Annotated in this window: 11 protein-coding genes and 1 tRNA gene; 5 read left to right on the top strand and 7 right to left on the bottom strand. The window is 66.8% G+C overall.

From position 1 onward, the window contains the following. Both J0695_RS32605 and J0695_RS32600 read left to right on the top strand, forming a co-directional pair. The coding region (locus tag J0695_RS32605) for a pyridoxal phosphate-dependent decarboxylase family protein (RefSeq protein ID WP_242553488.1) at positions 1–712 on the top strand (712 nt) is incomplete at its 5' end. Beyond that, entirely contained in the window at positions 709–2,115 is a 1,407-nt protein-coding gene (locus tag J0695_RS32600; RefSeq protein WP_206968265.1) for a lysine N(6)-hydroxylase/L-ornithine N(5)-oxygenase family protein, read from the top strand. The genes J0695_RS32605 and J0695_RS32600, both read left to right, overlap by 4 nt. Positions 2,116–2,161: 46 nt before the next feature. Here J0695_RS32600 and J0695_RS32595 read toward each other — a convergent pair whose 3' ends face one another. Next, positions 2,162–3,961, bottom strand: a complete 1,800-nt coding sequence (locus J0695_RS32595) for a bifunctional metallophosphatase/5'-nucleotidase (protein WP_206968263.1) — start codon at positions 3,959–3,961, stop codon at positions 2,162–2,164. Between the two features lie 148 nt (positions 3,962–4,109). Here J0695_RS32595 and J0695_RS32590 point away from each other — a divergent pair, with 148 nt between their 5' ends. Further along, positions 4,110–4,787 (top strand): SIMPL domain-containing protein, encoded by a 678-nt coding sequence (locus tag J0695_RS32590; RefSeq protein ID WP_206968261.1) that lies wholly within the window; start codon positions 4,110–4,112, stop codon positions 4,785–4,787. Positions 4,788–4,924: 137 nt separating this feature from the next. Then, positions 4,925–6,361, top strand: coding sequence for a pyruvate kinase (gene pyk / locus J0695_RS32585; protein ID WP_206968259.1), 1,437 nt, complete (start codon positions 4,925–4,927; stop codon positions 6,359–6,361). A gap of 62 nt (positions 6,362–6,423) precedes the next feature. Here pyk and J0695_RS32580 read toward each other — a convergent pair whose 3' ends face one another. The 3 genes from J0695_RS32580 to J0695_RS32570 all read right to left on the bottom strand — a co-directional run bounded on the left by J0695_RS32580 (position 6,424) and on the right by J0695_RS32570 (position 9,457). Beyond that, the gene (locus J0695_RS32580; RefSeq protein WP_206968257.1) at positions 6,424–8,370 is read right to left on the bottom strand and encodes an alkyl/aryl-sulfatase; all 1,947 of its coding nucleotides are present in this window, start codon (positions 8,368–8,370) and stop codon (positions 6,424–6,426) included. A gap of 141 nt (positions 8,371–8,511) precedes the next feature. Next, positions 8,512–9,300, bottom strand: coding sequence for a helix-turn-helix domain-containing protein (locus tag J0695_RS32575; protein ID WP_206968254.1), 789 nt, complete (start codon positions 9,298–9,300; stop codon positions 8,512–8,514). 74 nt (positions 9,301–9,374) lie between these two features. After that, a tRNA-Leu gene (locus tag J0695_RS32570) sits at positions 9,375–9,457 on the bottom strand. Between the two features lie 92 nt (positions 9,458–9,549). Here J0695_RS32570 and J0695_RS32565 point away from each other — a divergent pair. Then, complete coding sequence (locus J0695_RS32565; RefSeq protein ID WP_206968252.1) at positions 9,550–10,206, top strand: ANTAR domain-containing response regulator; 657 nt, start codon at positions 9,550–9,552, stop codon at positions 10,204–10,206. 61 nt (positions 10,207–10,267) lie between these two features. Here the strand turns inward: J0695_RS32565 and J0695_RS32560 are convergent, their stop codons facing one another. The 3 genes from J0695_RS32560 to J0695_RS32550 form a co-directional block, all read right to left on the bottom strand. Further along, a complete protein-coding gene (locus J0695_RS32560) occupies positions 10,268–10,984 on the bottom strand; it encodes an ABC transporter ATP-binding protein (RefSeq protein ID WP_206968249.1) in 717 nt (238 codons plus the stop codon). Next, positions 10,981–11,850, bottom strand: coding sequence for an ABC transporter ATP-binding protein (locus J0695_RS32555; protein ID WP_206968248.1), 870 nt, complete (start codon positions 11,848–11,850; stop codon positions 10,981–10,983). The genes J0695_RS32560 and J0695_RS32555 overlap by 4 nt, the downstream gene beginning before the upstream one ends. A gap of 8 nt (positions 11,851–11,858) precedes the next feature. Continuing rightward, on the bottom strand, positions 11,859–13,597 hold a 1,739-nt coding region (locus tag J0695_RS32550), incomplete at its 5' end, for a branched-chain amino acid ABC transporter permease (RefSeq protein ID WP_206968246.1).

The following is a 13,597-nucleotide window of genomic DNA, read 5'->3' as shown; positions in this document are numbered from 1 at the left end:
CGTCGTCGCCACCGCGGGCACCACCGACACCGGCCAGATCGACCCGATCCCCGAGATCGCCGACCTCTGCGAAACCCACGGCGCCGAACTCCACATCGACGCCGCATACGGCGGCCCGCTCCTCTTCAGCCCCGCACACCGCACCAAACTCACCGGCATCGAGCGCGCCCACTCCGTCACCCTCGACCTCCACAAACTCGGCTGGCAGCCCGCCGCCGCAGGGCTCATCGCCGTCGCGGACCCCACCCGCCTGCACGCCCTCAACCACACCGCCGACTACCTCAACGCGGACGACGACACCGAAGCCGGCCTCCCCGACCTCCTCGGCCGCTCCCTCCGTACCACCAGACGCCCCGACGTCCTCAAGATCGCCGTCACCCTCCGCGCGCTGGGCCGCGACGGCCTCGCCCACCTCGTCGACCGCACCTGCGCCCTCGCCGCCGAACTCGCCGCGCTCCTCCACGCGCACCCCGCATTCGAGCTCTACGCGCACCCCACCATCTCCACCGTCCTCTTCCGCCCCACCACCGCGGACGACGACACCCTCGCCGCCCTCCGACGCACCCTCCTCACCGAGGGCCGCGCCGTACTCGGCCGCGCCCGCACCGCCGACGGCCGCCTCTGGCTCAAGGCCACCCTCCTCAACCCCCACGCCACCACCGGCGACCTCCACGCACTGCTCGAACTCCTGGAAGGCAGCACACCCCGATGACCGCCAAGGAGAATCCCGAAGACCAGCCCCACGACCTGGTGGGCATCGGCATCGGCCCCTTCAACCTCTCCCTCGCCGCCCTCGCCGACGGCGTACACGGCGGCATCGCCGCCGCCTTCTACGAACAGCGCCCCGCCTTCCACTGGCACCCCGGCCTCCTCATCGAGGGCGCCACCCTCCAAGTCCCCTTCCTCGCCGACCTGGTGACCCTCGCCGACCCCGCCAGCCCCTGGAGCTTCCTCAACTACCTCAAGGCCCGCGAGCGCCTCTTCCCCTTCTACTTCGCCGAGCGCTTCCACATCCACCGCACCGAATACGACGCCTACTGCCGCTGGGTCAGCGAGAACCTCACCGGCCTCCACTTCGGCCACCAGGTCGACGCCGTCCGCTGGAACCCCGAACGCGCCCTGTTCGAGGTCGACTTCACCCAGCTCGACGCCGAAGGCGAAGCCGAAGCCCTGGGCCGCTCCTACACCCGCAACCTCGTCCTCGGCGTCGGCACCGAGCCGTACATCCCCGAACCCCTCAAGCCCCTCGCCGAAGCACCCACCGTGCCCGTCATCCACGCCGCGGACTACCTCAAGAACCGCACGCGCCTCCTCGGAGCCGAACACATCACCGTCATCGGCTCAGGACAGTCCGGCGCCGAAGTCTTCCTCGACCTGCTCCGCGCCCGCCCCGCAGGCCGCGAACGACTCACCTGGCTCTCCCGCACCGACGCGTTCGCCCCCATGGAGTACTCCAAGCTCGGCCTGGAACACTTCACCCCCGACTACACGCGCTACTTCCACCAACTCCCCGAAGGCGTACGCGACAAGCTCGGCCCCCAGCAGTGGCAACTCCACAAGGGCATCGACGCCGACACCATCGCCGCCATCCACGACGAGCTCTACCGCCGCACCCAGCACGGCGGCTGGCCCGACGCCACCCTCACCCCCGGCGTCTCCGTACGCACCGCGGGCCGCGTCGGCGCCACCAAGGTCGAACTCCACCTGGAGCACATCCAGCAGTCCACCCGCTCCCGCCTCACCACCGACGCCGTCGTCCTGGCCACCGGCTACCGCGAACGCTCCGTCGACGGCATGCTCGCGGGCATCGACCCGTACATCCGCCGCGACTCCTCCGAACGCCCCCGCATCGACGCGAACTACCGCCTGGTCCTCGACGCCTCCGTCACCGGTTCGGTGTACGTACAGAACGCGGAACGCCACACCCACGGCGTCGGCGCCCCCGACCTCGGCCTCGCCGCCTGGCGCAGCGCCACCATCCTCAACGCCCTCACCGGCAGGGAGCCCTACCCGCTCCCCAGGCGCACCGCGTTCACCAGCTTCGGCCTCGACCGCGAGAAGGCCCTGCCGCCCCAGCGCCACCAGGACCTGGTCCCACTCGCCGAGCGGACATGAATAAAGGGGCCTGCCCGGAACCACCGGACAGGCCCCCACGTACCCGCTAGAAGACCGGCACGCCGTCCCGCGTCAGCTTCCAGTCCACCGAGGCGAACGCCGCCGCGTCGACCGAACCCTTCGCCTTCACCCACGAGATGATCGTGTTACGGATCTCCTCGGAGTTGGCCCACAGCTGCTTCGCACCCGGGACGTGCGGGAAGTTCCCGCCACCGCTGGCCCGGTAGTTGTTCACCGCCAGCACGAACTGCGCCGCCGGGTCGATCGCCTTCCCCTCGAACGACAGACCCACGATCCGCGCACCCGCCGCCTTCGCGACATCGATCTCGTACGTCAGCCCGGAGACCGCGTCGTAGTTGTAGTCCGGGGTGTTGTCGGCGTTCGTCAGCTTCGACGTGTCCACCACGCCACCCGCCGGCGTCTGCACGTAATACCGCGCCGAGAACTCCAGATAGTCCTTCAGCTGAGCACCCGTCAGGAGCCGTGCCTCCAGGGTGTTCTCGAACGGGTAGAGACCCGCCGCGTCCTTGATCGTCACACTGCCCGCAGGGATCTGCGCGGTGCGCGAGAAACACGACGCCTGCGAGAGCACCGGCAGCGCCGCGTACTCGCCACCCGCCAGAGCCGCCTTCACCGTCTCCGCCTGGACGACATTGATCAGATCGATGATCGGCTCGTCCTTCCAGGCCGCCTCGGCGGTCGTCATCGCCGTCGTCGACGTACCGATGACCTGGTTGACGTACGCCACGACCTTCTTGTGCTCGTCGACCAGCAGCTTGGTGATCTTCGGGTCCTCGGCCACGGTGTTGGAGTTCAGCACCTGCGCACCGACCTTCTCCACCGTCCAACGGCCCTTGGCCCACACCAGGTCGAAGTCGAACAGCGTCAGCCGCTGCCCCCACTTCAGCGGCTCCGACAGCACGACCTGCTTGCCCGTCGCCTTGTTCTCGACGAAGTACTCGGGAATCTCCGTGTGCGCGTGCCCCACAAGAATCGCGTCGATGCCCGGCACCTGCTCGGCCACCAGACCCGCCGCGTTCTCGATGTACGGCAGCTGGTCCCCGTACGAGGAAGTGCCGCTCGACCCCGAGTGCGCGGAGACGATCACCACGTCCGCACCCATGGACCGCAGCTTCGGCACCCACTTCGCCGCCTGCTCCTCAAGGCCAGGGAACACCATCTTCCCGCTCACATTGGCCTTGTCCCAGATCGCGATGCCCGGGTTCGTCAGCCCGAGGACCGCGACCTTCACATCCGGGCCGTGCGGGGTGCGGACCCTCTTGATGAGGTACGGGGCGAACGCCGGCTTCAGCGTCTTCGCGTCCAGCGCGTTCGCACCGAGCAGCGGGAAATCACACTGCTCCTCGAACTTCCGCAGCACCGGGATGCCGTAGTTGAACTCGTGGTTGCCGAGCGCCGCCGCGTCGTACCCGATCGCGTTCATCGCCTGCGCCATCGGGTGCACCGGACCGTGCTTCGCCGTGATCGGGTCGACCTTGGCGTAGTAGTACGAGAGCTGCGTGCCCTGGATCGTGTCACCCGCGTCGATCATCAGGGTGTTGCGGCGACCCTTCTCCTTGCGGATCTGGTCCACCAGCGTGGAGATCTTCGCCAGGCCGACGTCGTTGTGGGCCTTGTCGTCGAACTCCTTGTCCGTGAAGTAGTCCCAGTTGAAGACATTCCCGTGCAGATCGGTGGTGCCCATCACGGTGAAGGAGTACCGCTTCGGCGGACGCCCGTGGCCGTGCCCGTGCGCCTCGGCCGGCACAGCCGTACCCCCTGCGATTGCCGCACCCGCACCCACAGCGGCCGACGTACCCAGGAACGTCCTACGATCAAGCGGCATTTTGCCCCCTCTTGAGTGGCTCTTGAACTGAACAACGCGCGTAGATAACGCGCGTAGATTCTGACCCAGCAGCCCCACACGGCAACACCCCTGACAGGTTTCGATCTGATGACTGCCAGTTGTCCTACCCGGGTGCGAAGGTGGACGCATGGCCGGAACCCCAGAAATCCCCCTCGTCAGCGTCCGCGGCGAAGCCACTCTCGAGGTCGACCCCGAGATCGCCACCCTCACCATCACCGTCGGCGCCCGCGGCAAAGACCGCCGCACGGCACTCGAAGACCTCACCCGGCGCAACAGCGCCGTCCTCGAACTCACCAAGGGATACGGGGAAGCCGTCGAAAAACTGGAATCCGGGTCCTTCTCCATCAGCCCCGAACTCAGCACCCACGGCCGCGGCGAACGCATCCGCGCCTACCACGGCCGCGTCCACATCACCGCCGTCCTCAGCGACTTCACCGCCCTCGGCGAACTCACCACCCGCCTCGCCGACCTCGAACTCACCCGCGTCGACGGCCCCTGGTGGTCCCTGCGCCCCACCTCACCCGCCCACGGCGACGCCCGCCGCCAAGCAGTGAAGGAAGCCGTCACCCGGGCCCGCGAATACGCCCAGGCGCTCGGCTCCGACCTCGCCGCCCTCCTCGAACTCGCCGACCAGGGAGCCGAACGCACCTCGTCCATGGCCATGGCCCCCGCCGGCTTCGCCCACAAGGGCTACGGCGGAGCAGCCGAGGACACCTCGGCACCCGCCCTCGACCTCGAACCACAACGCCAGACCGTCTACGCCCAGGTCACCGCACGCTTCACGATGACCCCGCCCAAACTCTGACCAGAACCCGCCCCTGAATGCTCATCAGAGCACCCCCGCGCACAATTCAACACTTGTCAATAACCTTTCACGCAAAGGTTGTTGAGTAGTCATGCGCAGCCAATTACCTACCCACCGGTAAGCCCTAGGCTCGAACCATGCGCCGAGCAAAGATCGTCTGTACCCTGGGCCCCGCCACCGACACATACGACCAGATCAAGGCACTGGTCGAAGCCGGAATGGACATCGCCCGCTTCAACCTCAGCCACGGTACTTACGCTGAGCACGAGGAGCGCTACCAGCGCGTCCGTAAAGCCTCCGACGAAACCGGCCGCAGCGTCGGAATCCTCGCCGACCTTCAAGGCCCGAAGATCCGGCTCGGACGCTTCGCCGAAGGCCCCGTACTCCTTGAACGCGGCGACGCCTTCACCATCACCGTCGAACCCGACGCCCAAGGCGACCGCCACAGCTGCGGCACCACGTACGAAGGCCTCCACAACGACGTCACCGCAGGCGAACTCATCCTCGTCGACGACGGCAAAGTCGCCCTCGAAGTCACCTCCGTCGACGGACCCCGCGTCCACACCACCGTCGTCGAAGGCGGCATGGTCTCCGACCACAAAGGCCTCAACCTCCCCGGCGTAGCCGTCTCCGTCCCCGCCCTCTCCGAAAAGGACATCGACGACCTGCGCTGGGCGCTGCGCATCGGAGCCGACATCATCGCCCTCTCCTTCGTACGCAGCGGACGCGACATCGAAGACGTCCACCGCATCATGAAAGAAGAAGGCCGCCACCTCCCCGTCATCGCCAAGGTCGAAAAGCCCCAGGCGGTCGAGAACATCGAAGACATCGTCGCCGCATTCGACGGCATCATGGTCGCCCGAGGCGACCTCGGCGTCGAAATGCCCCTCGAACACGTCCCGATCGTTCAGAAGCGCGCCATCAAACTCGCCAAGCGCAATGCCAAGCCGGTCATCGTCGCCACCCAAATGCTCGAATCGATGATCGAAAACAGCCGCCCCACCCGCGCCGAAGCAAGCGACGTCGCCAACGCCGTCATCGACGGCACAGACGCCGTGATGCTCTCCGGCGAAACCAGCGTCGGCAAATACCCCATCGAAACGGTCCGCACCATGGGCCGCATCGTAGAAGCGGCAGAAGAAGACGTCCTCGCCAAGGGCCTGCCCCCGCTCACCGACCGCAACAAGCCCCGCACCCAAGGCGGAGCAGTAGCCCGCGCAGCCGCCGAAATGGGCGACTTCCTCGGCGCCAAATTCCTCGTCGCCTTCACCCAGTCCGGCGACACCGTCAAACGCCTCTCCCGCTACCGCTCACCCATCCCGCTCCTCGCCTTCACCCCCGACCCCGCCACCCGCTCCCAGCTCAACCTCACCTGGGGCGTCGAAACCCTCCTCGGCCCCCGCGTCGAATCCACCGACGAAATGGTCGCCCAGGTCGACGAACTCCTCCTGAAGTACGGCCACTGCCAGAAGGGCGACGTCGTCGTCATCACCGCAGGCTCCCCGCCCGGCGTCGCAGGATCCACCAACATGGTCCGCGTACACCACATCGGAGAAGACGACAGCCCCAAGTAACCCCAGCACCCCGCACCACAGACGGGGAGGAGCCCCTCCCCGTCTGCGCCCGCGCATCCGCCCTACGGCGTGACGATCGCGAAATTCGGATCCGGCTTCTCCACCACAGCCAACATCCGCTGCAACAACGACACATCACCGGCGACCTTGATGTCCCCGAGCCCATTGCCACCCAGCAACGACAGCAACTGCGGCTTGGTCATCGTCAACGTCACACCGGCAGAAGGATCCGCCACCGCATCACTGCGGTACGTCAACACCCCGTTCTGCAGCGTCAGATGCCAGATCTTCCCCAACGCAGGGAAACTCCAGTCCATCACGACCTTCAGATCCCAGGCCTTCGGACCATTGATCTTGATCGCCACCGAGTCGATCAACTGATCCACCGTCAGCGCCATCAGCATCGTCGGACTGCTCGTACTCGTCGAGACAGGCTTCACACCCTCGGTCAACTCCATCGCACCCGCCAGATAGAAGTTGCGCCACACCGCGTTCTCCGTCGCCTGCCCCAGCCGCGTGTACACCTTCGCCAACTCCGACTTGGCCCGCGTGTACGAGGGATCCGCGAACACCACATGGTTCAACAACGTTGCGGCGAACCGAAGATCACCCTCGTGCACACACTGCAACGCCCGCGCCACCGTCGCCCCGCGTCCACCGATCGCCCGTACGTACCGCTTCGACTCCTCCACCGGCGGGTGCTCCCACAGATGCGCCGGATTGGCATCGAACCAGCCCATGTACCGCTGATAGATCCCCTTCACATTGTGCGACAGCGACCCGTAGTACCCACGGTTCGCCCACCCCTCCAGCGCCGGCGGCAATGTGATCTCCTCGGCGATCTCCGCGCCCGTCATCCCGAGGTTCATCATCCGCAGCGTCTGATCGTGCATGTACGCGTACAGATCCCGCTGCTGCGTCAGCAGAGACGTGATCTCCGCACCGCCCCACGTCGGCCAGTGGTGCGAGGCGAACGCCACGTCGACCCGGCCGTCGAAGCGCTCGATCGACTCGTTGAGATAGTGCGACCACTCGCGGGCGTCCCGCACCTCGGCGCCGCGCAACGTGATGATGTTGTGCATGGTGTGCGTCGCGTTCTCCGCCATGCACACCGCACGCAGATCCGGGAACAGGAAGTTCATCTCCGCCGGAGCCTCGGTGCCCGGCGTCATCTGGAACTCGATCCGCACGCCGTCGAACGTCTCCACCTGACCGGTGGCGCTGATGCTCTTCGTCGGCGCGATCAGCCCCACCGTGCCGACCGACACGGTCTGCCCGAGACCGCAACCGATCTGCCCCGCAGCCGACTTGGGCAGCTGGGCGCCGTACATGTACGAGGCGCGACGCGTCATCGCCGTTCCCGCGTACACGTTCTCCGACACGGCGTGGTCCAGGAACCCGTCCGGCGCGATCACCGGCACATCGCCCGCACCGTTGGGCAGCACGCCGAAGGCGCCGCCGAAGTGGTCCGCGTGCGGGTGTGTGTAGATCAGCGCGGTGACCTTTTTGTCGCCCCGGTTGTCGCGGTACAGCTTCAGCGCGGCGGCGGCTGTCTCGGCGGAGATCAGCGGGTCGATGACGATGATGCCGGTGTCGCCCTCGACGATCGTCATGTTCGAGAGGTCGAGCCCGCGGACCTGATAGATCCGGTCGGTGACCTTGTACAGCCCCTGCTTGGAGGCGAGTTGCGACTGCCGCCACAGACTCTTGTTCGCGGTCTTCGGCGCGTCCCCCTTGAGGAAGCTGTACGCGTCATTGTCCCAGACCACCTTGCCGGCGGCGTTCTTCACGACGCCGGGGGTGAGGGCGGCGATGAAGCCCTTGTCGGCGTTGGTGAAGTCGGTGGTGTCGTCGTAGTTCAAGGAGTCCCCATCGGTCGCGCTCTCTGTACCGTCGGCAGCCGTGCCGTGGGGTCTCCCGGCGGCGAAGGCCTCCGGGCTGACGGCGACGGCCGCGGCGGCGGCTCCTGCGGCGGCGGTGACGAAGCCACGGCGGTTGATGGGGCTCATGCGTACCTCTTCGGACGATGATCACGACACGGATGACAGTGAACGTCGCAGTGCGGGTACGGATGGGTCAAGGTTTCCAGGGAGAATTGGTGACCATCCCTGGTGGGGTGGTGGGGTGTTGTGACGTGTCACATTGCCCGGTCAGTACTTGGGTCCCACGTGTAGGTCCATCAGCGCGACGGACTCGCGGCGGGCGACAGAGATGTTGTACGGCTTCCCGTACCGGGTGCAGGGCTTCCACTGGATGCCGAGCTTGTCGAGGGTGTCCGTGTAGAGCTTCAGGATGTCGACGGAGACGTTGGTGAACCAGTAGCGGGGGTATTCGTACCGCTTGCGTTCGCCGCCCACGATGCGGGTGGTCCAGTTCATGTTCCGGCACCCGTCGGAGTGGACGAGCCCGCGGATGAAGCCCCAGGGGTGCGCGTCCACGATGTCCTGCTGCCACGGTTCGAGGACGATGGGGCGCTCGTGCTTTCTCCCTGGACCGTGCTGAGGGAACAGGCAGTACAGGTGTTTCGAGTAGACCTTGATGTTGTGGCAGCCCGTCTTGCGGACCCGGCACGTGGCGTTCTCCGGGAGTACCGCGCGCATTGCCGACTCGGCCTCGTCCTGGATGCCGGGCCATGAATCGTCGAGGGTGATCATGAGGCTGGGTGAACGGTGCTGGGAGTACAGGCTTATGTGCCCGTCGCCCAGGTAGAGGCCCAGCAGGTATGCGTAGGCACGCTCGTCGAACGCGACGCCGTCGCATCGTGGACATCTCGGATTGTGCCTCCCGGGGCACTCGCCGCGCTTGGATCGTTCCACGTGCAGCCAGTAGCCGACGGTTCCTGTAGGCACGTTCAGCTCGCGTGCGACGTCGGCATTCTTAGCCCCGTCGCGTAGCAGGGCGAGGGCTCTCTGGCGCACCTCTGAGCCGTGAAAGTTCATACGTCAACGGTGCGTGTTGGCCGCATCCCACAAGGTGAGATCGCCAGAGTGTGACTCTGCACACATTCAAGGGGTACCGGGTGCGGGAATCGAACCCGCAAGCCCTTTCAGGCAGAGGTGTTTGAGACCTCCGTGTTTACCATTTCACCAACCCGGCTCGGTGCTGATCGGAAGTGTACCGGGTCACTGTGCGCCCCCGCCTCTAGGTAGGCTCATGGGGCAGCGCATGCCCCGCAACGAGGAGTCCCCGTGACCGCCCCCGAGTCGCCCCAGCCCGTCGCCGACGACGATGACAAGTCGCACGTCCCGCCGCTGACGACCCGTGTCGTCATCGCCGAGGACGAGGCCCTCATCCGCCTCGACCTCAAAGAGATGCTCGAAGAAGAGGGCTACGCGGTCGTCGGTGAGGCCGGTGACGGCCAGACCGCCGTCGAGCTCGCCCGGGAGCACAAGCCCGACCTCGTCATCCTCGACGTGAAGATGCCCATCCTGGACGGGATCTCCGCCGCCGAGAAGATCACGGAGGAGTCCATCGCCCCCGTGCTGATGCTCACCGCGTTCTCGCAGCGCGACCTCGTGGAGCGGGCGCGGGACGCCGGGGCGATGGCGTACCTCGTGAAGCCCTTCTCCAAGAGCGACGTCGTGCCCGCCATCGAGATGGCGGTGTCGCGGTTCTCGGAGCTGAAGGCGCTGGAGACCGAGGTCGCGGACCTCACGCTTCGCCTGGAGACGCGCAAGCTCGTGGACCGGGCGAAGTCGATCCTGCAGACGCAGTACGGACTGACCGAGCCGGCCGCGTTCCGCTGGATCCAGAAGACGTCGATGGACCGGCGCCTCTCGATGCAGCAGGTCGCCGAGGCGGTCATCGAGGACGCCGAGGAGAAGAAGGCCGCGAAGGGCGAGTAGGCAAGGCGAAGGGCCCGCACCGTGTGACACGGTGCGGGCCCTTCGGCGTACCGGAGGAGGGTCAGTCCTCGCCGAGGTACGCCTTGCGGACGGACTCGTCGTGCAGCAGGTCCTGGCCGGTGCCGGTGAGGGAGATCTTGCCGATCTCCATCACGTAACCGTGGTCGGCGAGCGACAGCGCCGCCTGGGCGTTCTGCTCGACGAGGAGGATCGTCGTGCCCTGGGCCTTGAGCTCGACGATGGTCTGCATGATCTTCTGCATCATGATCGGGGAGAGTCCCATGGAGGGCTCGTCGAGCATGAGCAGCTTGGGCTGGGACATCAGGGCGCGGCCCATGGCGAGCATCTGCTGCTCGCCGCCGGAGAGGGTGCCCGAGGCCTGCTTCCTGCGTTCCCCGAGGATGGGGAAGAGGTCGTAGGCGCGCTGGATGTCCTTGGCGATGGCCGCTTTGTCGGTGCGGAGGAACGCGCCGAGCTGGAGGTTTTCCGCGATGGTCAGGCGCGGGAAGATGTGCCTGCCTTCGGGGGAGTGGGCGAGACCGAGCGCGACGATCTTGTGGGCGGGGATGCCGGTGAGCGGTTTGCCCTCGAAGGTGATCTTGCCGCTGGTGGGCTTGAGGAGGCCTGAGAGGGTGCGCAGGGTGGTGGTCTTGCCTGCGCCGTTGGTGCCGATGAGGGTGACGACCTGGCCGGCTTCGACGGTGAAGGAGATGCCCTTTACGGCTTCGATCTTGCCGTAGGCGACCCGGAGGTCCTCGACTTCGAGGAGAGCGGTCACTTGGTGTCTCCTTCGGTGCTGGTGGTGCTCTGCGCTGCTTCGGCGGCTTCGACGTCGGCGAGTGCGCTGTCTTCGGGGGCGCCTTCGAAGGGTGTGCCGAGGTAGGCGGCGATGACGCGTTCGTCGCTCTGCACCACATCTGATGTGCCTTCGACGAGTTTTTCGCCTTGTACGAGGCAGGCGACGCGGTCGCAGAGGTTGAAGATGAAGCGCATGTCGTGCTCGATGACGAGGACGGCGATGCCCTGGTCCCGTACCGCGAAGATCAGCTCTTCGGTGGCGCGGGTCTCTTGGGGGTTCATGCCGGCGGTGGGCTCGTCGAGGAGCAGGAGGCCGGGTTCGCTGGCGAGTGCGCGGGCGATTTCCAGCTTGCGCTGTTCTCCGTAGGGGAGGTTGCGCGCGAGGTGGTCGGCTTTCTCGGCGAGGCCGGTGAACTCCAGGAGTTCCATGGCGCGTTCGTGGGAGGCGGCTTCGGCCTTTTTGAAGCCGGGGCCGCGCAGGAGGGCCGACCAGAGGCCTTCCTTGGTGCGGGTGTGGCGGCCGACGAGGACGTTTTCCAGGACGGTCATGTTGGCGAAGAGCCTGATGTTCTGGAAGGTGCGCGCCATGCCGGCTTTGGTGACGAGGTGGGGCTTTGAGGGGAGGACGGTGCCCTTGTAGCGGACGGTGCCCTCGGTGGGTACGTAGAGGCCGGTGAGGCAGTTGAAGAAGGTGGTCTTGCCTGCGCCGTTGGGGCCGATGAGGCCGACGATCTCTCCGCTGTTGACGGTGAAGTCGACGTTGCGTACGGCGGTGAGTCCGCCGAAGCGCATGGTGACTCCGGTGGCCTCCAGTACGGGGGCGCCGGTGGTGGTGTCGGTGGTCATGTCGGTTCTCACGCCCCTGCTTTGGTGACGCCGACGGTGTTCTCGCCGAGTCGCTGTTCGGGGACGGCGAGTTGGTCGGTCTCGTGGTATTCGAGCTGCTGTCGCTTGTTGGCGACGACTCCTTCGGGACGGAAGCGCATCAGGAGGATGAGTGCGAGCCCGAAGAAGAGCAGCTGGTAGTCGTTGAGGAACTGCAGCTTGGTGGGGATGACGTAGAGCAGTGTGGCGCCGAGGAGGGGTCCGGTGATGGTGCCCATGCCGCCGAGGATGACGGCGGCGAGGAGGAATGCGGAGCTGGGCGGGACCGGGCCTGCGAAGACGTACATCTCGGGGACGACGGTGTGCTGTACGTGTGCCTGCACGGTGCCGGCGAGGCCGGCGAGGGTGGCGCCGAGGGCGAAGGCGATGAGTTTGACGCGGAAGCCGTTGATGCCCATGGCGGTGGCGGCGGTCTCGTCCTCGCGGATGGCGACCCAGGCGCGGCCGATGCGGGAGTTGCCTGCGCGGGCGAAGATGGTGACGACGAGGGCGGTGCAGATCAGCATCAGCCAGAAGTAGTTGGCGTACGAGCCGAGGGTGAAGCCGCCGATGCTGTGTTCGACCCCGAAGTCGTATCCGAACATTTTGAGGTCGGGGATGTTCGGGATGCCGTTGGGGCCGTTGGTGATGTTGGGGCCCGAGGTGCCGTCCAGGTTGCCCATGGCGATGCGGAAGATCTCTCCGAAGCCGAGGGTGACGATGGCGAGGTAGTCGCCGCGGAGGCGGAGGGTGGGTGCGCCGATGAGGACGCCGAAGATGAGGGAGGCGGCGGCGCCGGTGAGGGCGGCGGCCCAGAAGGGGAAGCTGACGCCGAAGGTGGATGCGGTCGATCCGGAGACGAGGGCCGCGGTGTAGGCGCCGACGCCGAGGAATGCGACGTATCCGAGGTCGAGGAGTCCGGCGAGGCCGACGACGACGTTGAGGCCGAGGGCGACGGTGGCGAAGATCAGGATGGAGACGGCGAGGAGGGTGAACTCGTCGGTGTCCTGGGTGAAGGGGAATGCCGCTGCGGCTGCGAAGGCCGCGAGGACGGTGACCTTGCGGTACTTCGTGGTGAGTGCGCTGAGCCGGCTGCTGAGGCCTGACCGGGAGAGCGTGGCGACGCCGAACGCGGCGAGGATCAGGAAGCCGATGAAGAGTTCGCTGGTGGCCTTGATGCCGTACGAGGCGATGAAGAGGCCTGCGGCGAACGCACCGGCGATGATGAGGATTTCGGCCCAGGAGGGGAGCGTCTTGGGGCGGCCGAGGGGTGTTCCGCCGGTGCCGAAGACGGGGGCGAATGCCTTCTTGGCTCTGCTGCTGGTGGCGTCGGTGTCGCGGGGGAGCGGGAGTCCGAGTGCGGCCAGGACGGTGATGAGCGAGGCCGCGGCAGCGACGAAGCCGCCGGGTTCCAGGTTGGCGATGCCGCCGAGTTCCTGGGCGATGGCGATGACGGTGAACCAGGTGGTGCCGAGGGTGCCGAGGGCCATCAGGAGCAGGGCGTTGTTGCCGCCTGCGGGGTTGAGCCAGCGGAGTCCTCGGGCGCCGTGTCCTGCTGCGGCGAAGAGCAGGGTGACTGCGGCTCCGACGAGGGTGAGGATCTGGAGGCCGCCGGGGTAGCCGGTGACGGTGAGGTCGCCGGGGAATTCGCTGGTCCATGTCCAGGCGAGGAAGGTGGAGACGAGGGTGGCTGCGGCTCCGACGGTGGTGGCGAGGCGTGCGCCTGCGG

The sequence above is a fragment of the Streptomyces beijiangensis genome (assembly GCF_017315755.1).
Taxonomy (GTDB): domain Bacteria; phylum Actinomycetota; class Actinomycetes; order Streptomycetales; family Streptomycetaceae; genus Streptomyces; species Streptomyces beijiangensis.
This window is presented reverse-complemented; position numbering and strand designations above follow the sequence as displayed.